This window comes from Alteromonas oceanisediminis, from assembly GCF_018474025.1.
GTDB classification, from domain to species: domain Bacteria; phylum Pseudomonadota; class Gammaproteobacteria; order Enterobacterales; family Alteromonadaceae; genus Alteromonas_E; species Alteromonas_E oceanisediminis.
This window is the reverse complement of the sequence record NZ_JAHCTA010000001.1, coordinates 487,864-511,526: the sequence shown is the minus strand read 5'-3', so window position 1 is coordinate 511,526 and position 23,663 is coordinate 487,864. Positions and strand designations below refer to the sequence as shown.

The window sequence follows — 23,663 nt, the reverse complement described above, 5'->3', positions numbered from 1 at the left end:
GGAGGCTCATATAGAATACACCGCACTATCAACCAAGGGGAGGGACTCAAATTCGGGTTTAGCGAAATAATAGCCTTGAAACAGGTGAATACCGAGCGTTCTAAGTGCAATCATTTCTTCGCGACTCTCTACCCCTTCTGCCAACGTGGTAATGCCCAGTTCGTCATTGAGTTCGACCATTTTTGACACAATGGTGCGCTTGATCGGATTCAGGTGAATATCGCGGATCAGTTCCATGTCTAATTTAATGATATTGGGTTGAAAGCTAGCCAGTAGGTTAAGGCCAGCGTAGCCGGCACCAAAATCATCAAGCGCTGTTTTGAACCCCTTGGTTTGGTAGTATTTAACAATATTGCTGAGGTGTTCGTTGCTCTCTACGCGTTCTACTTCGGTCACTTCAAACAGTATGCGCTCAATTGGGAAGCCATGAACTTCGGCGGCCTCCAGCGTTGTGCGGATGCATTGCTCTGGGCGATACACGGCATTAGGTAGGAAGTTAATGCTAACGTAGGAGCGGATGTCTAACTGCGCCGCTAAACGGATGGCTATGACACGGCAGTCTTGATCAAAACGGTACACGTTTTCATCCGTAACCTGGCTGATCACATCACGAGCAGGTTGCCCCTGCAACCCTCTGACCAGTGCTTCATAGCCAAATATACGCTCATTTTGGGTATCCACAATCGGCTGAAACGCCATGGAAAAATCAAAATCTAAAGGCTCGCTGTTTCTGCATTGCTGGCAAGTAAGTGATTGCGGAATATCGCGTTTTTGCATCGGCGGCGAACACTCTTATTTTTTTCAATAGTGGATAGAATAGGCCAAGTCAGCTGAAATGCAAAAGTTACGGATACACCGGTAGCTGTTGGCTCACTTTTACATCGTACACTAAGGCAGTTTCAACATGGTTGACTTCTTGGCGACTGGTTATTTGGTCAAATACGAAATCGCGCAGGTGAAGCGCGTTAGGTACGCTAACGTGCAGGAGAAAATCGTTTTCGCCGCCAGTGTGGTAAATTGAAACAACTTCGGTCGTTACCAGTAAGTCACGTTGGAAGCCAGCCACGGTGTTGCGGTCATGAGCCGACAACCGCACCGCTACCATGGCCTGAATATGCCCACCTAAGCGCTCCATATCAACGTGCAACTGTGTTGAGATGATCACGCCTTCATTGTGCAATCGCTTGACCCTTTCATGACAGGAGGATGGAGCAAGCCCGACCTGTTCTGCCAGCGTTTTATTATTCAAATCAGGCTGCGTATACAGAGCAGCGAGAATCGCTATATCAGTGGTGTCTAGTCCGCGCACAGGCTCAATTGTCTGTGCGGTTAAGGGCCAGGGCCAGCATAATACGCTTGTTGTTACTGAGCTGTTCGATACGGGTTGCTGCCAGTTCAGTGAAAGCAGCGCGCTCTTTCGCATCAATCGGGTCAGCTTTTGGCAGTTCTACGGTGCGAGGGTTACGGTGTACACCATCAACTAAAAACTCGTAGTGCAAGTGGGCGCCAGTGACCATGCCGGAGCTTCCCAAGTAACCTATCACTTCGCCCTGTTTCACCCAATCCCCAACTTTCACCGCGCGTTTTTTGAAGTGTAAATACTTGGTGGTGTATTTCTCGCCGTGTTGAACGAACACATGATGCCCGTTGTATTTGTCGTAGCTGGACCGGATCACTTTACCATCGCCCGCAGCCATAACTGGCGTACCGACTGGCGCGGCGTAATCAACGCCCCGGTGCGCTTTCCAACGCTTTTGCACGGGGTGGAAGCGGCGCGGATTAAAATTAGAACTTACATAAGAAAAATTCACTGGCGCGCGCAGGAAGCTTTTCCGCATGCTACGGCCATCTGCGGTATAAAAATTACCGTCAGTGTACTTAATGGCGCTGAAAACTTCGCCTTGGTTACTAAATTCCGCCGCAACAATGTCGCCGAAGCCAACGAACTCGCCATCAATGTAGCGCTCTTCAAACACCATGTTGAATGTATCGCCTGCGCGTAACTCAGTGGCAAAATCAATGTCCCAGCCGAAGATACCGGCCAGCCGCATGATCTGATTATTGGTTAAGCCTGCTGCAACACCCGCATTCCAGAAACTGGACGTGATTTCACCCTGTGCAAAGTTATATCTAATATCGACATCTTTTCGTTCAACGGACGATGTGAGCGTTCGTTGTTCCGCTTGATCCATCGTGGGCGTGATATACAGGGTTTCGGTCGGGGAAAAGGCATAACTCAACCCGCCAAACCCGTGTTCTGGATCTAACTTGATGTTGATTTGCTCTCCGGGCAGCAAAGAGACCAGCATCTTTGCTAGCTCGCCAGCACTGCTTACGTTATACGTATCGCGGGCAGTTAAACCAGCGCGTTTAAATATTTTTGCGAGAGTATCGCCTCGTTGCACTGTGTAAGTTGCCCACTCCAGACTATCAGGCTCTTCAATGATCAAGCTATCGTCGCCGATCGTGGGGACATCTAATTGATAGCGAACGCCGGTTTCTAAAAGCGCTGTTTCCGTGTGCTTTGAGGCCACAACGGGTTCCGAGGGTAAAAAAAGCAAAACTGCACACACCGCAGCGGAGGTGGCCACCGCTATTTTATGAGGATGCGGCAATTCCTTAATGAACTGCATAAGGCGTTGTTTAAGTAACATATCCAAGAATCGAAGCTTCAACACCACGGCAGCTTATAATGAATTGACGGATAACTCCAGTAAAGCGACGCTGCAAAACACATTTTTTAGGTTGTTTTATAGACAATGGGGGTTAAAAAATTATACCTAATCCTTCCCATCAAGCGCACTGGAAAGTACACTACGCGGTTTATTATCAATGACCTAAACAGTGGGAATAAGCATGGCGGATTGGCAAGCGGCGTTGGCCGAAATTAAGCGCGGCGCAGACGACATTTTGGTTGAAGCCGAGCTAGTCGAAAAGTTAAAGACGGGTCGTCCGCTAAGAATAAAAGCTGGTTTTGATCCTACCGCGCCTGATTTGCACCTTGGGCATACCGTGCTAATCAACAAACTGCGCGCATTCCAGCAGCTCGGCCATGAAGTCATTTTTTTGATCGGCGATTTTACTGGGCTGATTGGCGATCCAACCGGTAAAAATGTGACGCGCAAACCACTCACACGCGAAGCAGTGCTGACGAATGCAGAAACCTATAAGGCGCAGGTTTTTAAAATACTAAATCCTGAAAGAACCACCGTTCGTTTCAATTCTGAATGGATGGATTCACTCGGCGCCGCTGGCATGGTTAAACTAGCCGCAAGCCAAACCGTTGCCCGCATGCTGGAGCGAGACGACTTTAAAAAGCGCTATGCGGGGGGGCAACCCATCGCTATTCATGAATTTCTCTACCCATTAGTCCAAGGTTGGGACTCCGTTGCATTGGAAGCTGATGTCGAGTTAGGCGGAACCGATCAGCGGTTCAATCTTCTGATGGGGCGTGAACTACAAAAAGAGCAAGGCCAATCGCAGCAAACCGTGCTAATGATGCCGTTGCTGGAGGGGTTGGATGGTGTGCAGAAGATGTCTAAGTCGCTGAATAACTACATTGGTATTACTGATGCGCCGAACGACATGTTCGGTAAAGTCATGTCAATTTCTGATGACTTGATGTGGCGCTACTACGATTTGCTCAGTTTTCAGCCGTTAGATACGGTGGCTTCAATTAAGCAGTCTATCGCTGAGGGAGCCAATCCCCGAGATGCTAAAATTGGTCTTGCTAAGGAACTTATCGCTCGCTTTCACTCGGAAGAGGCTGCAAAAGCGGCTCATAACGATTTCATCCAGCGCTTTTCGAAAAATGCCATCCCTGATGATATGCCTGAACTGACCTTAACACTGTCATCGGAAGGGGTGGCAATTGGTAACTTGCTGAAAGATGCGCAGTTAGTGGCATCCACTTCAGAGGCGATGCGAATGATCAAGCAGGGTGCTGTTAAAATTGATGGAGAGCGGGTGGAGGACACTCGCCTCGTGCTTTCAGATGATGGCACTTTTGTCTTTCAGGTCGGCAAGCGCAAATTTGCACGTGTAGCGCTTAAAAGCGCGTAAAAGCGCCATTAGGCGCTTTTACGTCAAGCGCTCGATAGGCGCGGCAGGTATTACGGTTTAACGTCGGGTTTTTCCAGAGGCAAATTGCTTTCTTTCCACGCCATAATGTCGCCTTCAAGATGCAGAACATCACTAAAATTCGCTTCGCTTAAGATATCTGCGGCTTTCGCTGCTCTGTACCCAGAGCGGCAATAAACCACCACGGGTTTGTTCTGGTACTCGCGAATATCCGCCAAACGACCCGCTAGCTCGGTGTGGCCGATGTTCATTGCACCCGGCACATGGCCATCGGCGAACTCTTCTGCACTGCGCACATCAAGGATCAACCATTCAGAGTAGTCCGCTGCATTTAGCTCACTAGCAGAAACGGATGCTACTTCATCTGCGATGGCGCTCGCCGAGGTCATCAGGCATACCAACAGAATAACGAGAAAATTTTTCACGGTAACACCTCCAAGTATCAGTAACGGTAGTCGTCACTTTTGAATGGGCCTTCAACCGTCACATGAATATAGTCGGCCTGTTGTTGTGTTAGGCGTGTAATCACACCGCCAAACCCTTCTACCATATACCGGGCCACTTCTTCGTCTAACTGTTTTGGCAGTACTTCAACAGTGAGCATATCGCGCTGCTGTTGCTCAGACTGTTCAGCAAACGCTTGCTTAAACAAGTGAATTTGAGCCAGTACCTGATTGGCAAAGGAGCCGTCCATGATCCGCGATGGATGACCGGTCGCGTTGCCTAAGTTCACCAAACGCCCCTCTGACAAAAGGATCACGTGGTCTGCATCGTCATCACTACGAAAGAGTTTGTGAACTTGCGGTTTAATTTCGTCCCAGCGCCAGTTTTTGCGCGTGTACGCGGTGTCGATTTCATTATCAAAGTGACCAATGTTACAGACAACAGCGCCATTTTTGAGGGCGCTGAGCATATATTGGTCGCAAACATTGACGTTGCCAGTGGTAGTCACCAATAGATCAGTGGTTTGCAATAACGGTTTATTGACTGTGCTGCCATCACCCTGATTGATGCCATCAACATAGGGAGAAACCACTTCATAGCCATCCATACAAGCTTGCATAGCGCAAATCGGATCGATCTCGCTGATCTTGACCACCATGCCTTCCTGACGAAGCGATTGCGCAGACCCCTTGCCAACATCGCCGTAACCGATGACAAGCGCCTTTTTGCCCATCAGTAGATGGTCGGTTGCACGTTTGATGGCGTCACTCAAGCTATGACGGCAACCGTATTTATTGTCGTTCTTGGATTTCGTCACCGAATCGTTAACATTGATGGCTGGCACCTTGAGTGTGCCTGCTTTGAGCATTTCCAACAAACGATGCACGCCAGTAGTGGTCTCTTCTGTCACGCCATGAACGTGTTCGAGAACCTGCGGGTATTTATCATGCAGCAGCTGCGTTAAATCGCCGCCGTCGTCCAAGACCATATTCGCGTTCCAGGGTTGCCCCTCTTTCAAAATCGTTTGCTCTAAACACCATTCATATTCAGCTTCTGTTTCGCCTTTCCAGGCAAACACAGGCACACCGGCTGCGACGATGGCAGCGGCAGCGTGATCTTGGGTTGAAAATATATTGCACGATGACCAGCGCACCTCAGCACCCAAGGCAACCAGTGTTTCAATCAGCACGCCGGTTTGAATGGTCATATGAATACAGCCAAGGATCCGCGCTCCTTTGAGCGGCTGTTCAGCCATATATTTATCACGTATTTTCATTAGCGCGGGCATTTCGCTTTCTGCGATTGCCAACTCTTTGCGGCCCCAATCGGCCAGTGAAATGTCAGCGACCTTGTAGTCGCCCGTTGCCATTACGTGATTTTCTTGATTCATAGAATTCTTCATTATGTGAGGGTGAAAAGGAAACTTGTTACGTCAATCTATACGCAGTATATCGGCTGTGGTTCAAAAACCAACAATCTCTGTATTGATTTCAGTCAATCTGCGGCAGCCGCTGCATGAATACGGGTGCACAAATGCGGGAGTATCTGCGTTAAACGTGGCGTAAAACGGTGGATAATATCACCCTCCACCGCAATGATCGGGGCATTTAGCACCTTCTGATGTGGCGTCCAAAACAACGCAAGTTGAGCCGGGCTTGCGTCGATAGGCGTAATTAATGCGACCGGTTGACGACGTAACACTTCGGTGACTCGCACTTCAGGGTAATCGGTTGGTGCGTCGGTAAAAATGGTCTCTGCACCGCAGTAGCGTAAGACCTGATTCGCCCATGCATGCTCACCGATACTCATCATGGGGGTTGTTGAAAGATAGAATAATACAGGGTGAAGGAACTTGGCCTGGGCTCGGGAAAACTTGGCATCGATCGCATTTAACGTAGTTATAAACTCGTCGGCCAGCGCTTCTGCACGCGATTGTTTCGACAGTAAACGCCCAAGCTCACGCAATTCGCGAGCAATATCCTGCGGCGTTTTGACCGATGAATGAAACAGTGTAAAACCGAGCGATTCAAGGCGCGTTAAATCTTGTGGTTTATTGCCGCCCTCCCACGCCAAAATAATACTCGGCTTTAGCTTGAGTATCTGTCTGAAATTAACCCCGTTAGCGTCAGCAATAACCGGATGTTCGGCGGCTTGTGCTGGGACATCGCTAAATGCGCTCACGCCAACAATGTCATCTTGCGCGCCGAGTAGGTAAACCCATTCAGTTAAATGCGGTGCTAACGTAATAATACGTTGTCGTTCGCCGGCATGCGCAACGGCAACAAAACACAAGAGCGTGTTCAACGCCAGCACGGTGATAAACCAATGCATCGTCAACCAAATCCCATCATAAACAGGAGTGCCGCCGCGATTAAATACCCTGACAATAGCGCCAGTTTGGCCGCCGTGACATAGTTCAAAAGTAAGTTCAGGTGCGCTAATTTTAGTGGTTTTTGTTGATGGTAACGGGGGTGGCGAAACTTCGTGCCCGCATACAGTGCGGGACCACCCAGTTCGCAATCCAGGATCGCCGATGTGGTTTTGATGAAACGGTATCGATTGGGTAAGGGCAGTGAGGTGAAAAATGCCGGCAAGGTTTTCCACGGGCGAAAAAACAGGCCGAGCCACAAAGTATTTATCATACCGGGAAACCACTGTACGACGCGATTGGCGCGAGCAATCGGCGCGCCAAAGTACTGCATGTGCGGTTGGCGAACGTGCCACACATGGCTGCACTCCAATACCACCCTGAGCGCTAATGCGGGTAAAGCACCCAGACAGAAAAATAGCAATAACACGGCAGCATATTGATAGTGTAAGCGCAGTGCGACACTCTCCATGGCTGCCTTGGCACAGCCCATGGGTGAGAGCGATTTTGTGTCACGCAATACCAGTGTGCCGGCCACCTCTCTAGCCAATACTTTCTGTTCTCTGGCAAGGCGCACGGCAGTTTGTCGTGCTCGTGTAATCACTGGCGTAAATGAGAGTGCAACTAACAACAGCAACGCATCAAACACAACGCGGTAGTGCACAACACTGAGAAACAAAGCCAAGATCAGCAATAGCGGAGTAAACAACACGACAAAACCGAGCCCGCCCGCTATCGCATTTTGCCGCGGGGAGGTTTTGCTGCCCTGATTGACTTTTTCCGCCATACGCAGGGCGAGTAATCTTACAAAGGTGAGTGGATGGTATTTCTCAGGCCATCGCCAGAGTGACTCAATGGCAACTACAACCAGCATAACCACAAATGCCTGAACATAGTGATTTGCTAAAAGCTGCTGCCATAGCTGCATCGGTTAGTTAACCCTTAACATCTTTTAAACTTTTGATCATGCCCATAACCAGTTGTGCCGAATGTTCTGCAGCCTTATCAATGTAAGATTTAAATGACACCGAAGAGCTTTTTCCTGCGATGTCTGACAACGAGCGGATCACCAGGAAAGGTGTGTCTAGCATAAAGCAGGTTTGGCCAATAGCCGCGCCTTCCATTTCTACAGCACACATGTCAGGGAATAAACCGCGCAAACGATCTACCGCTTCATCGCAGCCGATAAAAGAGTCACCGGTACAGATAAGACCACGTTTGCTGGTGACATGGATCACATCATGTGCTGCAGCTTCCGCTGCGTCAATCAGGCGAATGTCACAGGGGTAAATATCGGGCATGCCAAACACCTGACCGCGGGCGTAACCAAAGTGTGTTACGTCGACATCATGATGTTGAACACCACTGGCAATCACCAAATCGCCAATTTCAAGCGTTGGATCAAAACCACCGGCCGAACCGGTATTAACCACAAAATCAGGTGCGTATTTATCGATGAGTACCGTTGTCGCAACCGAAGCGGCAACTTTGCCAATGCCGCACTTGGCAACGATTACGTCAACGCCGTGCAGTGAACCCGAATAAAACTGCAGGTGGGCATACTCTGCCACGGTAACGTTTTCTAACGAAGATTTAAGTAGCGCAACTTCCTGATCCATTGCGCCCAAAATAGCGATTTTCATGCATTCTCACTGCGGGAATAAATTTTGCGCGCAGTGTAATCGAAAAACGCGCTAACCGATACCCTGCGCTACGCGGTAATAGGCCGACTTGAGCGCAGTGGGCGAGTCGGGCGCTTATTGCCATCAGCGAGCTTACCGTGGCCATTCACTAAAGGTTCGCGTGTCTGCGCCTTGCGGTACATGATGAGTTTCGCCTCAATTGAATCTCGCACCTCTGCAACCGTATAACCAGATTTTACTTTAACCCGCATATGCGGCACTTTTGCCGCATCCAGCGCACCATTCACAAACCAGTCGCGTTGCTGCTTGTAGCCTTCTTTGCCGTGCTGATTGACTAAGTCAATGGCGAGTACGGGATCCATACTCTGTTTGTCACACAACACAAAATCAAGTTGTTTACCGTTCGCTTTGGATAACGCTAGTTTGCTGTTCTTTTGATGCGTGTCTGGACGAATGCTGATCATGTCTGCCAGCTTCACACGACATAAAATACGGAATTCGCCACCAATCGCGTTTTCGAGCAACGCTAAAAAATTACGCTCTGCCGGGGTGAACAACTGTTGTCGCCGCCGAAAAGGAAAAGATAACTGAGACGCTGTTGCCTGATCGCTCAGCTTGACCGCGCCAATCCCCACAACAATGAGCAGCATCATCAACACAATCGCAAGTTCCATGGTTTACCTCATCAAAATCACATTCAGACAGTCGCCCAGTGCCAAGTTTTTGACGAACCTGATCACCAGACGGGGCTAGGAAGCCCATTGCAACGGCAGTGCCAGAATGATTTTTTGACGCGCTTACAACACCAGAATATCGATTTGCGAACCTTGACGGTCGGTCGAAATGGCGACTCGCAAATCGTCTTGCTGCGCCATCATCAATGTGTGTTGATTGACTGATGAATGAATACGCAGCGAGTGACGCTGAAAATATTCCACCGTGCTTTGTGGTGACATAGGAACATAAAAGCTCAGGGACCGGCCAGTTTGCTCTGCGCTGGGGGAAAACTCACGGCATAAGGTAGCGCCTTCGGGCAACGGAAGTGATTCGAACGTCGTGGGGCATGCTGATATTGCAACAGGTGCTGAATGAACGCTAAACGCTAAAGCGACTGTGGTGAGCAATACAACGCGTTTCATAAGAATCCCTAAAATATTTTGTATCTCGCTCACTATAGCTCGCAATGTGAGGTGGAACAAACGCGCAATCAATACTCAAGTATAATTATATCAACACGCCTTAATCTGATGAGTCTAGGCTAGGGAAGAAAAAAAACGCGGCTCAAGCCGCGTTTTGTGACAACCTTATTGCCGCTAAACTTTAAACTGCTGAATAGACTGTTGCAGTTCTTCCGCCAAGCGAGCGACTTCGTGGCTGGATTCAGAGGTTTGCTGTGCGCCGATCGTGGTCTCTTCGGCGATGCCAACGATGCTCTCTAATCGTTCACTGATTTCCTGAGAAACCACATTTTGCTCGCGAGCTGACTGTTCGATTTGTGAACTCACGTCGTGCGCTTTATGCACGGCATCTGAAATCAAGTCGAGCGCTTTTGTAGCCTTATCCGTTTGTTCAACGCACACAGACGTTTGCTCTTTGCCTTGATTCATCACGGCCACCGCCTTTTCAGCACCCGCTTGCAGAACTTCAATCATGGCATTGATCTCTTGCGTACTCTCTTGCGTGCGGCTGGCGAGCGTGCGAACTTCATCAGCGACAACGGCGAAACCGCGGCCTTGTTCACCGGCACGAGCAGCCTCAATCGCCGCGTTGAGTGCAAGCAAGTTGGTCTGGTCAGCAACACCACGGATCACATCGAGAATACCGCCGATACTGGCGCTGTCCTGATGGAGCTTGTTAATAACATCGGCCGCTTCCTGTACATCACTGGCGAGCACTTCAATAGTGCGTTTGTTTTCCAGCGAGATGCTGCGCACATTCTGTGCCTCAGAATCGGCATGACGAATTTGCGCGAGTGTATCTTCAGCACTCTGTGTAACCAATTGCGACGTACTGTGCATTTCGGTAGTGGCTGTAGCAACCTGCGCAATCTGTGATTTTTGATCCTGAATCGAAGCCGTCGTTTGCGTTGTGACGGTAGAGGTTTGTTCCGATGCGGCAGCTAGCTGCTCAGCACGTGTGCGAATACCTGAGATCAAACCGGTTAGGCTGTTGATCAAGTTGTTACAGTTACGCGCCAGCTCGCCAAATTCGTCTTTGCTGCTTTGATCGAGTTTATGCGTTAAATCGCCCGACGCCGCAATGTTCAGCAACTCATTCACTTTGCGTAACGGCACGGTAATCGCACGTACGGTAAGATAAGCGATGGCGGCAGAGATAATCAGGGAAATAACAATGATCACCCATATTTGCGTGTTGGCAGAATTGACCGACTTATTCACGCTTTTTTCTGTCGTTTTAACTTTCTCGTCGGCTAACGCAAGCAATGCATTCAGCTCTTCGATACCGGTTTGAATGTTTTCGTCAGACAGACTCAATGATTTGCGTGCAGCAATATCACTTTCGAGACGCTCTACGTGCAGGGCAAGCACACCGTCGTTAGCTGTAATGGCTGACGTGGCGGCGCTGATCAGCTCTGATATTTCTGACATGGTTCCAGAACTATCGCGGCCACCCTCGGCTTGTTGCATATTGGAAAGTTGTTCGGCAACCTGACTAACTACAATATCAACTTCGTTACCAAGCGTTTGTGAACGTTGTAATGTCGTGGTTTTTGCGTACTCAATGGCAACCGTTACCAATGACAATAAATTGGTTTCTATACGGCTACCGATTTCCGCTGCGCGAGAAAGGCTGTCACTGGATTGAACCGCATCAAGGTCGCTAAAATCGAGAATGAGTGATGAAGCATCATCTGCGTTATCTTCTAAATCGCCAATACGACTTTGCGTTTGATTACGTAGCTCAAGCTCTTTTCGATGATTGGCATACATCGACTCGACATTATCAGTGTACTCATTAAAGGTGTTTGACACACTGGCAAGCGCGGTACGAAGCTCGTCATCACCGGACACCACTTGCTGCAGAATTTGTAATTCTTCGACAAAATTTTCTCTGCTGGTCGTAAAGCCCGCTTTCTTCTCATCCAACCCGTCGAGTGTCGGTTCGTAATACGATTCAAAGGTTAATCGCCCCATATTCAAGAAAGATGCCTTGAGACTATTACTGCCCGCGACTGCCGGAATGGCGATTTGATTGACTTTTTCGGTCTGCTCCTGAATGGAATTGAGGTTGCTTAACGATGACCAACTGATGATCAACAACAACAGGGTGATTATGGCAAACCCCCCGATAATGCGCATTGCAACGGTTATTCTCATGCGAGCTCCCAAATTTATTATGTGTCTACCAGTGAGTAGATGTTTTGTTATGGAAAAAAGGCGCTTGTTTATTGACCAAAACGTCCATAGGGTCTGTTGATCTTTGCTGCACAAGTTTTGCTCAATTATAGCCTTTCTGATCGCGACGCTTGTCCGCAGGCTTAGTTATTCTAAGTCAAGGGCAAGCAACAAAGAGCAGGAAGGCTATGGTTGAACCCTTCACGCAGGGCTTGTGCTTCATTTCTACTGCTTTATCGTTCCTTTATGTAGAGTCACTACACCACAGTCACTCTGCATTGCATAAATGAAGCACAAACCGCTGCAAAATTGAACAGCAAAGATCAACACACCCAAGCCAGTTTGACAAAATTAGCGTTCAATTACACCCCCTAAAGCGAAAAAACTTTCGTTTTACCACCGGCGATCTAAGCTTTTATCGACTTATCTTGCAGGGACTTTAGCGGCGAGGGGTTCGAAAGGTTAACGAGGCGCGCTGCTCGCGAATAAGCGCGAATCTTCCAGGCGTATGCAGGTCATCTTTCCCCCCCATACATAACCGGTATCCAAGCCAATAAATTGCGGCTGCGTGAGTACGCCATTAAGCGCCGCCCAATGCCCGAACATAACTCGCTGTTCCGGTAAGAGTTGTTGGTTAGCGCAGGCAAACCAGGGTTTCAATGCACTGGGTACTTTGCTGGGTTTGTCTTTATGCGAGAAATCCAGTGCGCAAGACGTGCCCACGTAACGCATTCGTGTGCAGGCATTAATGGTAAAGCGATGTTTGTCTGACACCGGTAAATCGTCAGCCCAGATGCGCGGTTCACTGCTGTACATATCCTGTAAAAGGTGGGTGTACTTCGAACTTTGTAGGACCTTGCTGACCAGGTCTGTATTGGCAAGACATTGCGCAAAACTCCAGCGAGGGTAAAGCCCAGCGTGAACCATCAATGTATTGGGCTCGATGAGTCGTGCCAGAGGCTGCTGACGCAACCAGTTTAATAAGTTATCCCGTTCAGGAGATGCCAACAGCGATTTCAGATTGTCGCTGGGTTTGGCCGACTTGATACCGCTGGCAATTGCCAGCAAATGAAGATCGTGGTTTCCCAATACCGGCTTAAACGCGTCGCCTAGATTATACAGATATTGTAACGTTGATAGTGAATCGTCGCCTCTGGCGACCAAATCTCCGACCGCCCACAGTGTGTCAGTGTTGGCGTTAAAATTGATTTTCTTGAGCAACGCGCAAAGGCCTTTGTAACAACCTTGAATGTCGCCAACAACATAACTAGACACGATCAGTTAACAGCGTTGGGAACACGTAAACTGAATACATCGATGGGGGCTTTGACTCGCTCGCCACTGGACGTCAGCATTTCATAATAGCCTTGCATGCTGCCTACCGGCGTTTCGATCACTGCACCGCTGGTGTAACTAAACGATTCACCAGGCTGGATCGTGGGCTGTTTTCCTACCACACCATCACCACTCACTTCTGATGTTTTTCCGTTTCCGTCGGTGATCAGCCAGTATCGTGTGAGTAATTGTGCAGCCTCATCGCCAAGATTTGAAACAGTCACGCGGTACGCAAAAGCAAACTTACCTTCCTCAACCGGAATTTGATCCTCAAGAAAACGCGTTTGTACCTTTACCTTAATATCAGGAGTGATCACCATCGCGTTTCCTTTCCACAAAGTTAGCCATTTCTGCGAACTGCGCCAAAGAGACATTTTCGGCGCGAAGATCCTCAGCCACACTCAAATGTGACCAATCATCAGGCCCAATCAGTTCCTTCAGGCTATTACGCAGCGTTTTACGCCGTTGATTAAATGCCATTGCCGTTACCTGATTGAGTCTCTCAAGGTTATCAACAGCCACTGGCGGAGATTCGTAAGGGATTAGCCTTACCACCGCGGACTCCACTTTAGGGGCTGGCTTGAATGCAGTCGGGGGCACAGGTAACACGGGCATCACTTTGCAATAATACTGTGCCATAACCGACAAACGCCCATAGTTCTTATGGTTGGGCGCAGCCGCTAACCGGTTAACCACTTCTTGTTGCAACATGAAATGCATATCAGCGATACAGCCAGTGAAACTGAAAAGATGAAACATCAATGGCGTTGAAATATTGTAGGGCAGGTTGCCAAAAACGCGGATTTTCTTGCCGTCTTCGACCAAGCTTGAAAAATCGAAATTGAGCGCGTCTTCTTCTATCACTGTGAGCTTAGACTGCATAAACGGATGCTGACGTAACCGCTTAGCTAAATCTCTGTCTAATTCGACCACGGTGAGCGCATCAATCACCTCGCACACTGGCTCTGTGAGCGCGCCCAGACCGGGGCCTATCTCAACTAAGTTCTGGGCATTGGTTGGCGCAATCGCGCTAACGATTTTGTCGATAATGTATTCATCGTGCAAAAAGTTCTGTCCGAACCGTTTGCGAGCGGTATGACCTAAATGGGTTTTACTCATGCGTCGGATTGCCCGTTGCGTTTTGCTAATGTAATGGCTTTCGCCAACGCTTTTTGCATACTACCGGTGTCTACATCGCCACTGCCGGCTAAATCGCAAGCGGTACCGTGATCCACCGAGGTTCGAATAAAGGGCAAGCCAAGCGTAATGTTGACCGAAGCGCCAAAGCCTTTGTACTTTAACACGGGTAACCCCTGATCGTGGTACATGGCCAATACGACGTCTGCATCCTCTAAATATTTGGGCTGAAAAATGGTATCGGCTGGCAGTGGGCCAATGATATCGAGGCCAGTGGCGCGCAGCTCATCCAGTGCCGGAGTGATGGTAGTAATCTCCTCCTTACCGAGATGCCCGTTCTCGCCAGCGTGGGGATTGAGGCCACACACGTAAATACGCGGTTTCTCGATACCAAATTTCAGACGTAAATCGGTATTAATAATATGGATGACTTTATGTAAACGCTCTTTGGTAATCGCTCGCGACACATACTCAAGCGGAATATGAGTGGTTGCCAGTGCCACGCGTAATCCTTCAGTGGCCAGCAGCATGACCACATCCATGGTATTAGACTGTGCCGCAAAGTATTCGGTATGGCCAGAAAATGAGATGCCAGCCTGATTGATGATCCCTTTGTGCACGGGGCCAGTGACAACGGCATCACAGGTGGCTTGCATATTTGCCTCACAGGACGCACGCAATGTTTCAACCACATAATATCCGTTATCGCTATCAAGTTGCCCGGCAATGACGGGTTTGTCGCAACTAATATGCTGAACGAACAGCTCACCGGGCGATTGTATACGATGATCATCAATAGAAAAGGGCGTCAACGTCAGTGGCACGCCCAGTTGTTCAGCCCGCTCGGCTAACATCGTTGTGTCAGCATAGACTACCAATTGAGCATCCCACTGCTGCTGCGCTATTTTGATCACAAGGTCGGGACCAATCCCGGCAGGTTCTCCCGGCGTTATCGCAATTCGAATCGTCATTCTCGCCCTTTACACATTGCCGTCATTCAGCACTTCGATATAAGCGGTATCACGCATTTCACGCAGCCAGTTATCGGTCTCTTCGGCAAATTTTCGGTTGAATATAAGCTGATAAGCGCGGTCTTCTTTTTTCCGCTCTGTTGCATCATCAATGCGGCGATCGATAAGCTGAATCAAATGCCAGCCATGAACTGAACGTACCGGTTCACTGAACTCGCCCGGCTCCAGTTTAGCGAGTGCATCACGGAAAGCAGGAACATAGGCGGAAGGATCGGTAAAGCCCAGTTCACCACCACGCAACGCTGAACCCGGGTCAACGGAATGCTGTTTAGCCAGTTCCGCAAACTCAGCGTCACCGTCGATAACACGCTGTTTGAAATCTTCAAGCATCTTCTTTGCTTTATCTTCACTGAGGATAATGCTTGGTTTGATAAGAATGTGGCGCGCATTCACTTCTTCAATTTCGACCACATTGATACCGCGAGTTTCCATCACCTTTAATATATGGAAACCTGCGCCGCTTCGAATCGGGCCTACCAATTCGCCTTCGCGTTTAGACTGCACTGCTTCAGCAAATAAAGTCGGCATAGCATTGATGTTCATCCAGCCCATATCACCGCCTTCTAACGCTTCGGCACCAGAGGAGGAAGCTAACGCAATTTTGCCGAAATCTGAGCCGCTTTCTAACAGTTCAAGCACTTTCGCCGCTCGATCTTTGGCGTCAGCGATATCTTCATCAGTCGCGCCAACGGGGAAACCAATCAGTATATGGCCAAGGCGATACTCAGCTTCTTCAGCACCTTGTTGATCAATCAAGTCAACCAACGTCTCGATTTCCTGCGGTGTGATATAGATCCGGCGGCGCACGTTTGCACGAGTGACTTCGCCAGAGATCAGTTCCTGACGAACCTGTTCGCGATACATCTCATACGTTAACCCTTCTTTGGCGACTTGTTCGCGCAATTGGTCAACCGTCATGCCTTCATTTTGAGCAATACTCGTGATGGTTTGATCAAGTTGCGGATCACTGACACGGATGCCCATTTTTTCAGCCATTTGGGCTTGTAAATTAGTGAGGATCAAACGTTCAATCGCCTGAGTACGAAGCGCACGATCGGAAGGGAGAGATTGATTGTTGGCCAACGCATTGCGCTTAACAGTGTCAATCAATTCCTGCACTTCACTTTCAAGGATAACGCCCTGATCGACGATAACAGCGACACTATCCAACGCCACTTCTTGAGAGTGGGCAGAAGGGCTAAACGCGGCTGTGCCCATGAGCAAAATGGCAGACAGTAATAACGGCTTTATCATAAAAACACTATTTCTCTTTCAGTTAATTCAACACATAGGGTTGTCGGTAGCCAAACATCCCATCTTCAAGCATCGATCGGCTGCTTTTCTGACCACCAATGCCTTTAAAAATAAATTGCAGCGATACGCCTGAGTCAAACTCATCGATTCGTTGGCTACCACTGCGGTCAAATCGGTTGCTTAGGTGACGCTGCGCCACGACGCGCACAGCCCAACAGCATGATTCATATTGTAACCCGAAGTAAGATTCAATACTTCGACTTAAGTTCAAATCGCGATAGTAACGGCCCACCCAATGCCAATTTTCGGCAATCGGCCAACTGGCTGAGAGTCCGATTTGGTCGATTTGTTCACCGGAAAGGTTACGCACAAAGCGATGACTAAGCTGAACCAGACTGTCTTCATCATGTCGATATTCAAGCGCTACGCTGCTGCGCTCAACACGATCTGACTCGGTGGTAACCTGCACATCGGTATGCGCGATCCAGTGGTCGCTAATTCGCCAGTCAAGCTCGGCGGCAACGGCTGAACTATCACGATCTTTGGCTGCCGCGATGACTTTATTGTCGCTTAGATAAAATATCTGGCCGACGCTAAAAACAAATTGTTCCCGGTTGGATGCATCCAATAAACGGCTAGTGACACCCAATGTAATCTGATTATTATCACTGATGCGGTCAAGCCCGGTAAATTCCTGCCCCCGAAATAAACCATCAACATCATTCAGTAACAAAGTCGTATCGTACATACCAATATCGGTTTGCTGTTCGAAGCTAGTGTATAAGTATTGAAACTGAGGCTCGAAGGTGAGTGTGGAACGTTGACCTGCCCATTGCTGCTCCCGTTCAAACACCACATTACCGTACAGTCGCAGTTGTCCCAATGTGCGATTAACTTCCTCGGACAAAGACGTATTTTCAACGTTGTCCTGTTGATAATATGTGTTGAGAATACTCGCCTCTGCAAGCAACTCACCCCATTGGCGCTGATACGGTAGCGCTAACGTAGGAGCGACATGCCAGCGCAACGCAGTCGGTGCCGTTTCAGACGTATTGTCAAAATACGCTAGCTCTGAGTTAACTCGCAAGTTCAGGTACTGCGTCAAATCTGCCCGGTATTCAAGTTTGGTTTCAGGCAGCGCGCGGTAGGTATCCGGGTGGTCGCCAATAATCTCAAAGTCGCGAAGCTGCGCGGTAAAATCAAGTGAGGGTGTGTAGTAGCTAACACCCAGCGTGCGATAGAGATGCGTGTCGGCGCGATTGTAAAAATCAGAGCCGAGGTCAACAATATAGTTGTCATCGCTTAACCCGTTAAAGTCGATATTAAGCTGCCAGTTTTGTGACAGTTGACCCTGATGGAAAACGCGGTAGAAGTATCTGTCGTCATCATCTGACGCTAAGTCATCATCACTGGGCAAATATTCTACATTGACACTACCGTACCCGGTCTTTTGTAAATACCTAAACTCACTCTTTAGCTGAATTCCACGCTCGGTCATCAGGCGAGGTGATAAGGTTAAATCGTAATTCGGTGCAATATTCCAGTAAAAGGGTTGTTCAATATCAACCCCAGTGGCGCTTGAACTGGTTATATTTGGGAACAGCAGACCGGTCTGCCGCTGGTTGCTTACAGGAAAGGCAAAATAAGGTAAATAGAAAACGGGCACTTCGCCCAGATAAAACCGCGTATTACGCGCTTCGCCTCGGTTTGAGCCTTTTTCAATACTGATCTCGCTGGCGCGGATTTGCCAGTCTTCATCGCCAAGAGGGCAGGTGGTAAAACTCACGTCTTGAAGCACCACGCCTGATTGCGCATCGACTGAAATATTGTCCGCAGCGCCGTGGCCAACAAACCCCGTGAGTTGATATTGAGTGTCAACTAGGTTCAATTTCTGTGTCGTTGAATCGAGATCTACCGATTCGCTGTTAACTTTTATCTCAGGATTTTGAAATGTCACGTCGCCTTCGGCATAAACCGTTCGGCCATTATTCTCAATACGCGCTTTCGCCGCGCTGATCACTGCTCGCTCGGTAGTGATATCAACATCACCATCGAACATAGCCGATTGATTTTCAGCAACGACTGCGTTCACTGAGCGCACGATCACTTCACCATTTTTAGTTAACTGATCACTATCGAAACTGATCGGCTGAACCGCGCAAAAATCCAATGGGTCTTGAGCAGCAGCGGCTGCTGGGAGCAGTGCGACAAGAAACGCGGATGATTTGTACAAGGAACTCAAGACATTGTCGCTCTAAACCGAAACAAAAAATTAAACAGGCAGCGCTTATTACCAGCACTGTGCCTATTGTATCGAACAATGTCACGATTTTAAGTGTTTAGGCATCAATTACCAAGCAGCGCGTCAAAATAAATCAAAATAAGGCGAGAAACGGTGCTGCGCTCGTGAAGTTCCTGACGCAAGCGGCGTTGCAGTTACCACAACATGATCTTCAGTTGCGTCGCTTCTTTTGTGGATCGCAATCGGTTAGCATTTAACAAACTTCATGCAAAGGTTGGCTATGGCATACTGGGGTAAAATCATTGGTGTCATTATTGGCGCAGCAGCATTTAAGCTGCCGGGGGCCATCATCGGTTTGATTGTCGGTCATTTTTTTGACAAGGGCTACAGTCAGGATTTTAGCCAAATGGGCGGTTTCGGCCGATTCTTTACGGACACGCAGAGTTTTAAAAAGCAGGCCATTTTTTTTCACACCTTGTTTGCATCGTTAGGGCACCTTGCGAAAGCTGATGGTGCCGTTACGACCTCTGAAATTGCGGTAGCAACGCGCCTGATGGATGAAATGCAATTGACCGGTGAAGATAGGCAAACGGCACAGGATGCTTTTCGAGAGGGCAAAGCGGCGGATTATCCGATCCACGACAGCATTCGGGAATTCGTTGAGTCTTGTCATGGGCGACGCGACATTTTGCAGATTTTTCTGGAAATCCTTATCCAGTCTGCTTTTTCGGATGGTAATCTTACTGCACCTGAGATGAATGTGCTGGCGAAAGTTGCGGACTCTCTCGGGTTCAAGCGCCGAGACCTCGATTATTTGATATCTATGTACGAAGCAGAAATACGTTTTCGTCAGCAGCATGATCAGCAGCGCTCTCATTACAGCAATGCGCGCCATCAATCGCACCGGCAATACCGCCAGCAGAGCGGGACAGGTGCCTATACTGATACTGCCCGCCTCGCTGATGCGCATAAAATACTCGGTGTCTCACCGGATGCAGATGACGCTGCGGTGAAAAAAACCTACCGAAAACTGATGGCGACTCACCATCCCGACAAGTTGATGTCAAAGGGATTACCTGAGCAGGCCATGAAAATCGCAAAAGCGAAAGCTCAGGACATTCAAGCAGCCTATGAGCTGATCAAGGATAAACGTGGCTTCAAGTAAAGGCAGGGTGCCGCCAGCGGCAGCAGATGCCATCGAACTTTTTATTCAAATGCTATGGCTCGAAAAGGGGTTAAGTAGCAATACACAACAAGCTTACCGCCGTGATTTAACCCACTTTGCATTATTTTTAAGCCGTGATGAGAGCAGCAATGATGACCTATTCGCGGTGGATCGCGACGATATTCAGCGGTATTTAGGCTATCGACTCAAACAGCAACTGAGTCAGCGTAGTACAAGCCGAGCGCTCAGTGCGCTGCGCGCTTTTTACTTACACGCGATTTCCACTGGGCAGGCTGCAGGCAATCCTCTCACCGATTTAACCAACCCCAAGATAGGCGTGTCATTGCCAAAAACGCTCAGCGAAACTGACGTTGATGCGTTGCTCGCTGCGCCGCTAGACGATGATCCAGTTGAGTGTCGTGATAAAGCGATGTTAGAGGTGCTCTATGCGACGGGGTTGCGCGTGACTGAGCTGATCAGCTTACAATTGTCTCAGATTAGCTTGCAACAGGGCGTCGTTAGAGTGACCGGCAAAGGGAACAAGGAACGATTGGTGCCACTGGGTGAAGCAGCAGTCGACACATTGGAAATGTACATCAAGCAGATGCGAGGCATGCTGTTAAATCGTCCGTCGGACATTGTTTTTCCCAGCCGACGGGGCCGGCAAATGACCCGCCAAACGTTTTGGCACCGCATCAAACACTATGCTCAACGTGCTGGTATCAACAGCCATCTGTCACCACACACGTTGCGTCACGCCTTTGCAACGCACTTATTGAACCATGGTGCAGATTTGCGGGTCGTACAAATGTTGCTGGGTCATACAGATTTGTCTACCACTCAAATTTATACACACGTGGCAAAAGAGCGGCTCCAGTCAGTCATCGCGCAACACCATCCGCGTGGCTAAAAGGCGTTGGTTGGTATGCTCGGGTTTGTTACCATTCTCAGCTTACCGTGACGCATGAAATCAATTTGCCTTCGAGGCGGTCAATGCAAAGACGAATAACTGTGGTGATGTGGTAAAAGCATTTTCTATCTACGAGAGAGAGTTGTTGTGAAATCAGTTTTAGTAAAATTAGCCATTGCGGCAGTGAGTTTAACGAGCGTCGTGATGAGTCACGCACAAGACACGCTCGATGTTGTGAAGCAAAAAGTGGAAGCGCAAATTGGCTTTCCTGTGACGTCTGTCGCTGAGTCACCCGTGCCTGGTCTCTTGCAGTTGAACACAGCTCGTGGGCTATTTTATGCCAGCGATGATGGCCAGTATCTTCTACGCGCTAATATCTACAATCTGGATGAGGGGCTTCGCAACGAAACCGAAGTGGCGATGAGTCGTATTCGACTTGATGGATTAGCCGAGTTTGAAGGTTCCACGATTGATTTCAAAGCACAGAATGAAAAGTACGTGGTGAGTATTTTCACCGATATTACCTGTGGCTACTGTCGCAAGCTACATCGTGAAATTGAAGATTATAATGACCTAGGCATTACCGTGCGTTATTTCGCATTTCCTCGCGCCGGTCTGAACAGTGAAGGGTATCAGGATATGGTGTCTGTATGGTGTGCTGAAAATCCTCAAAAGGCGATGACCGATGCGAAGTTAGGCGACTCTGTTACGCCAGCCAAATGCGCCAATCAAGTCGCAGAACAGTATCGTTTTGGTCAAAAAATTGGGGTAACGGGTACGCCTAATATCATCATGCCCAATGGCACCGTTGTGCCAGGCTACCAACCTGCCAAAATGCTTGAACAGGCAATAAAAGACAATTCATAACGGCTAAAACTGCCACAAATGATGGCGCATGAGGTATTATTACCTTATGCGCTTTTTTGAATCTGAGATATGTCCTGCACTATTGTTCGTCGTCAATTTCATGCACCTGACAAGCGCCCGCAATGGCTGCGCCAGCTTGCTTTGCACCCTGTGCTGGAAAACATCTATTTAAATCGTGGTGTTGAATCGTCAGAGTCTCTGGATTGCAGTGCGACCAATCTGGCGAACTACGCAAAGATGAAAGGTATTGATACTGCTATCGATATCCTAATAGATGCGCTAACAACACAATCGAAAATTCTTATCGTTGGTGATTTTGATGCCGACGGTGCCACGAGCACCGCATTGTGTTTGCTCGCACTAACCGAAATGGGCGCTAAGCACGTTGATCATCTGGTGCCTAACCGGTTTGAATATGGCTATGGCCTGACACCACCGCTGGTTGATATCGCCGCTGAGCGTGGCGCTGAACTCATTATCACAGTCGACAACGGTATTTCTTGTATTGCCGGTGTGGCGCATGCGCAAAGCCTAGGTATCAAGGTGATTGTCACGGACCACCACCTGCCAGGCCAACAACTGCCGCCCGCTAACGCGATTGTGAATCCAAATCAGGCAGATTGCGGTTTCCCGTCCAAAATGCTTGCAGGTGTTGGTGTTGCATTTTACGTGTTATTGGCTCTGCGTGCCGAGCTGCAACGCAGAGATTGGTTTGCAAACCAGCAAATCCCGCTACCAAACTTGGCAAACTATCTGGATTTAGTCGCTGTTGGCACCGTTGCCGATGTGGTTCCACTTGATCAAAACAACCGGGTTTTGGTACATCAAGGGCTGCAACGCATTCGTGCTGGGCGCTGTCGCCCCGGCCTGACCGCATTAATCGACGTGGCAGGGCGCGAGGCTAAGTCGCTGACATCGACCGACTTGGGGTTTGTGATTGGTCCCAGGCTTAATGCTGCGGGTCGGTTGGACGATATGTCGTTAGGTATCGCGTGTTTGCTGGCTGGCGACGACTCGAGTGCGCGCACCTTGGCTGGCGAGCTGGATCGACTCAACCATGAACGCAAGTCGATCGAAAGCTCAATGCAAATTGAGGCTCAGGCCGCAGTAGAGTCATTACAGTTCAATGATGCTCAGTTGCCATTGGGCTTAGTGGTGTATGAAGAAAGTTTTCACGCGGGTGTTATTGGTATTGTTGCGGGGCGCTTAAAAGATAAGTTCGCTCGTCCTGCCATCGTATTTGCAGAAGAGAGCGATGATACCCTAAAAGGTTCCGCTCGTTCGATTTCAGGTGTTCACGTTCGCGACATTTTGGAACAGATACACACTCAATCGCCGACGTTAATTCTAAAGTTCGGTGGTCATGCCATGGCGGCGGGTTTGAGTATTCGTAAACAGGATCTTGCCCTATTCACGTCGGCTTTTGCTGAGGCGCTGAAGCCATCGCAGGGCGAAATTCTCCAGACCGGTGTTGTGTTATCAGACGGTGAATTAAGCGACGAGTACTTATCCATTGATTTCGCTAAACTGCTTCAGTATCAAAGCCCTTGGGGGCAAGGCTTCGAAGAACCTATATTCGATGGCACATTTACTTTAGTTAACCAACGTATTATCGGCGAGAAGCATCTTAAACTGGTGTTGGAAACACCCAACGGCAATCATGTTGATGCGATTGCTTTTAATGTAGATACCGCTATTTGGCCGAATTTATCAGCAAAGTTGGCTAAAATTGCGTATAAGCTTTCCGTTAACACCTTTCGCGGAAAATCTTCTGTTCAATTAATGGTCGAGGCACTCCAACCATGTTAGTCACCTTCTTGAGCGACCTCCA

At 48.8% G+C, this 23,663-nt stretch carries 22 protein-coding genes; 5 read left to right on the top strand and 17 right to left on the bottom strand.

Features of this window, described 5'->3' with window-relative positions; genetic code table 11:
• Positions 1-6: 6 nt before the first annotated feature.
• The 3 genes from KIU71_RS02360 to KIU71_RS02350 form a co-directional block, all read right to left on the bottom strand.
• Positions 7-777: an EAL domain-containing protein gene (locus KIU71_RS02360; protein WP_214129548.1), complete on the bottom strand. Its 771-nt coding sequence runs from the start codon at positions 775-777 to the stop codon at positions 7-9.
• Positions 778-844: 67 nt separating this feature from the next.
• A complete protein-coding gene (locus tag KIU71_RS02355; protein WP_315853226.1) occupies positions 845-1,309 on the bottom strand; it encodes an Lrp/AsnC family transcriptional regulator in 465 nt (154 codons plus the stop codon).
• A 4-nt stretch (positions 1,310-1,313) separates the two neighbouring features.
• Positions 1,314-2,654 carry a peptidoglycan DD-metalloendopeptidase family protein gene (locus tag KIU71_RS02350; RefSeq protein WP_390881767.1) on the bottom strand — a complete coding sequence of 447 codons (1,341 nt, stop codon included), beginning with the start codon at positions 2,652-2,654 and terminating at the stop codon, positions 1,314-1,316.
• 202 nt (positions 2,655-2,856) lie between these two features.
• Between KIU71_RS02350 and tyrS the strand changes: the two genes are divergently transcribed.
• Positions 2,857-4,062, top strand: a complete 1,206-nt coding sequence (gene tyrS / locus KIU71_RS02345) for a tyrosine--tRNA ligase (protein WP_214129545.1) — start codon at positions 2,857-2,859, stop codon at positions 4,060-4,062.
• 50 nt (positions 4,063-4,112) lie between these two features.
• On the opposite strand, the gene KIU71_RS02340 is transcribed toward tyrS, so the two are convergent.
• The 14 genes from KIU71_RS02340 to KIU71_RS02275 form a co-directional block, all read right to left on the bottom strand.
• Entirely contained in the window at positions 4,113-4,505 is a 393-nt protein-coding gene (locus KIU71_RS02340; RefSeq protein ID WP_214129544.1) for a rhodanese-like domain-containing protein, read from the bottom strand.
• Positions 4,506-4,522: 17 nt separating this feature from the next.
• Positions 4,523-5,914 (bottom strand): adenosylhomocysteinase, encoded by a 1,392-nt coding sequence (gene ahcY / locus KIU71_RS02335; protein WP_214129543.1) that lies wholly within the window; start codon positions 5,912-5,914, stop codon positions 4,523-4,525.
• A 104-nt stretch (positions 5,915-6,018) separates the two neighbouring features.
• On the bottom strand, positions 6,019-6,855 hold the full coding sequence (locus KIU71_RS02330) for a helical backbone metal receptor (protein WP_214129542.1): 837 nt from the start codon (positions 6,853-6,855) through the stop codon (positions 6,019-6,021).
• Positions 6,856-6,857: 2 nt separating this feature from the next.
• Positions 6,858-7,820: a cobalamin biosynthesis protein gene (locus tag KIU71_RS02325; protein WP_214129541.1), complete on the bottom strand. Its 963-nt coding sequence runs from the start codon at positions 7,818-7,820 to the stop codon at positions 6,858-6,860.
• A gap of 7 nt (positions 7,821-7,827) precedes the next feature.
• A complete protein-coding gene (locus KIU71_RS02320; RefSeq protein WP_214129540.1) occupies positions 7,828-8,535 on the bottom strand; it encodes a 5'-methylthioadenosine/adenosylhomocysteine nucleosidase in 708 nt (235 codons plus the stop codon).
• A 68-nt stretch (positions 8,536-8,603) separates the two neighbouring features.
• Positions 8,604-9,209, bottom strand: coding sequence for a DUF2726 domain-containing protein (locus KIU71_RS02315; protein WP_214129539.1), 606 nt, complete (start codon positions 9,207-9,209; stop codon positions 8,604-8,606).
• A 123-nt stretch (positions 9,210-9,332) separates the two neighbouring features.
• Positions 9,333-9,674, bottom strand: coding sequence for a hypothetical protein (locus KIU71_RS02310; protein ID WP_214129538.1), 342 nt, complete (start codon positions 9,672-9,674; stop codon positions 9,333-9,335).
• Positions 9,675-9,848: 174 nt separating this feature from the next.
• Complete coding sequence (locus KIU71_RS02305; RefSeq protein WP_214129537.1) at positions 9,849-11,873, bottom strand: methyl-accepting chemotaxis protein; 2,025 nt, start codon at positions 11,871-11,873, stop codon at positions 9,849-9,851.
• A gap of 480 nt (positions 11,874-12,353) precedes the next feature.
• Positions 12,354-13,166, bottom strand: coding sequence for a symmetrical bis(5'-nucleosyl)-tetraphosphatase (locus KIU71_RS02300; RefSeq protein ID WP_214129536.1), 813 nt, complete (start codon positions 13,164-13,166; stop codon positions 12,354-12,356).
• Between the two features lie 2 nt (positions 13,167-13,168).
• Positions 13,169-13,546 carry a Co2+/Mg2+ efflux protein ApaG gene (apaG, locus tag KIU71_RS02295; protein ID WP_214129535.1) on the bottom strand — a complete coding sequence of 126 codons (378 nt, stop codon included), beginning with the start codon at positions 13,544-13,546 and terminating at the stop codon, positions 13,169-13,171.
• Positions 13,530-14,345, bottom strand: a complete 816-nt coding sequence (rsmA, locus tag KIU71_RS02290) for a 16S rRNA (adenine(1518)-N(6)/adenine(1519)-N(6))-dimethyltransferase RsmA (RefSeq protein ID WP_214129534.1) — start codon at positions 14,343-14,345, stop codon at positions 13,530-13,532. The genes apaG and rsmA overlap by 17 nt, the downstream gene beginning before the upstream one ends.
• Positions 14,342-15,334, bottom strand: coding sequence for a 4-hydroxythreonine-4-phosphate dehydrogenase PdxA (gene pdxA, locus KIU71_RS02285; protein ID WP_214129533.1), 993 nt, complete (start codon positions 15,332-15,334; stop codon positions 14,342-14,344). The genes rsmA and pdxA overlap by 4 nt, the downstream gene beginning before the upstream one ends.
• Before the next feature lie 9 nt (positions 15,335-15,343).
• On the bottom strand, positions 15,344-16,648 hold the full coding sequence (gene surA / locus KIU71_RS02280) for a peptidylprolyl isomerase SurA (protein WP_390881760.1): 1,305 nt from the start codon (positions 16,646-16,648) through the stop codon (positions 15,344-15,346).
• A gap of 22 nt (positions 16,649-16,670) precedes the next feature.
• On the bottom strand, positions 16,671-18,881 hold the full coding sequence (locus KIU71_RS02275) for an LPS-assembly protein LptD (protein WP_214129532.1): 2,211 nt from the start codon (positions 18,879-18,881) through the stop codon (positions 16,671-16,673).
• Between the two features lie 289 nt (positions 18,882-19,170).
• Here KIU71_RS02275 and djlA point away from each other — a divergent pair, with 289 nt between their 5' ends.
• From djlA to recJ, 4 genes are all read left to right on the top strand, one after another.
• Complete coding sequence (gene djlA / locus KIU71_RS02270; RefSeq protein ID WP_214129531.1) at positions 19,171-20,055, top strand: co-chaperone DjlA; 885 nt, start codon at positions 19,171-19,173, stop codon at positions 20,053-20,055.
• Positions 20,042-20,965, top strand: coding sequence for a site-specific tyrosine recombinase XerD (xerD, locus tag KIU71_RS02265; RefSeq protein WP_315853225.1), 924 nt, complete (start codon positions 20,042-20,044; stop codon positions 20,963-20,965). The genes djlA and xerD overlap by 14 nt, the downstream gene beginning before the upstream one ends.
• Positions 20,966-21,112: 147 nt before the next feature.
• Positions 21,113-21,832, top strand: coding sequence for a bifunctional protein-disulfide isomerase/oxidoreductase DsbC (gene dsbC, locus KIU71_RS02260; RefSeq protein ID WP_390881759.1), 720 nt, complete (start codon positions 21,113-21,115; stop codon positions 21,830-21,832).
• Positions 21,833-21,901: 69 nt separating this feature from the next.
• Positions 21,902-23,641: a single-stranded-DNA-specific exonuclease RecJ gene (recJ, locus tag KIU71_RS02255; protein WP_214129530.1), complete on the top strand. Its 1,740-nt coding sequence runs from the start codon at positions 21,902-21,904 to the stop codon at positions 23,639-23,641.
• Positions 23,642-23,663: the final 22 nt, after the last annotated feature.

Bases quoted from the DNA above. Each gene is read 5' to 3' on its own strand.
- KIU71_RS02320 (WP_214129540.1), bottom strand. From the start codon at position 8,535: ATGAAAATCGCTATTTTGGGCGCAATGGATCAGGAAGTTGCGCTACTT.
- KIU71_RS02310 (WP_214129538.1), bottom strand. From the start codon at position 9,674: ATGAAACGCGTTGTATTGCTCACCACAGTCGCTTTAGCGTTTAGCGTT.
- apaG (WP_214129535.1), bottom strand. From the start codon at position 13,546: ATGGTGATCACTCCTGATATTAAGGTAAAGGTACAAACGCGTTTTCTT.
- KIU71_RS02350 (WP_390881767.1), bottom strand. From the start codon at position 2,654: ATGTTACTTAAACAACGCCTTATGCAGTTCATTAAGGAATTGCCGCAT.
- djlA (WP_214129531.1), top strand. From the start codon at position 19,171: ATGGCATACTGGGGTAAAATCATTGGTGTCATTATTGGCGCAGCAGCA.
- KIU71_RS02305 (WP_214129537.1), bottom strand. From the start codon at position 11,873: ATGAGAATAACCGTTGCAATGCGCATTATCGGGGGGTTTGCCATAATC.
- pdxA (WP_214129533.1), bottom strand. From the start codon at position 15,334: ATGACGATTCGAATTGCGATAACGCCGGGAGAACCTGCCGGGATTGGT.
- KIU71_RS02330 (WP_214129542.1), bottom strand. From the start codon at position 6,855: ATGCATTGGTTTATCACCGTGCTGGCGTTGAACACGCTCTTGTGTTTT.
- rsmA (WP_214129534.1), bottom strand. From the start codon at position 14,345: ATGAGTAAAACCCATTTAGGTCATACCGCTCGCAAACGGTTCGGACAG.
- KIU71_RS02325 (WP_214129541.1), bottom strand. From the start codon at position 7,820: ATGCAGCTATGGCAGCAGCTTTTAGCAAATCACTATGTTCAGGCATTT.
- ahcY (WP_214129543.1), bottom strand. From the start codon at position 5,914: ATGAATCAAGAAAATCACGTAATGGCAACGGGCGACTACAAGGTCGCT.
- KIU71_RS02360 (WP_214129548.1), bottom strand. From the start codon at position 777: ATGCAAAAACGCGATATTCCGCAATCACTTACTTGCCAGCAATGCAGA.
- KIU71_RS02315 (WP_214129539.1), bottom strand. From the start codon at position 9,209: ATGGAACTTGCGATTGTGTTGATGATGCTGCTCATTGTTGTGGGGATT.
- surA (WP_390881760.1), bottom strand. From the start codon at position 16,648: ATGATAAAGCCGTTATTACTGTCTGCCATTTTGCTCATGGGCACAGCC.
- recJ (WP_214129530.1), top strand. From the start codon at position 21,902: ATGTCCTGCACTATTGTTCGTCGTCAATTTCATGCACCTGACAAGCGC.
- tyrS (WP_214129545.1), top strand. From the start codon at position 2,857: ATGGCGGATTGGCAAGCGGCGTTGGCCGAAATTAAGCGCGGCGCAGAC.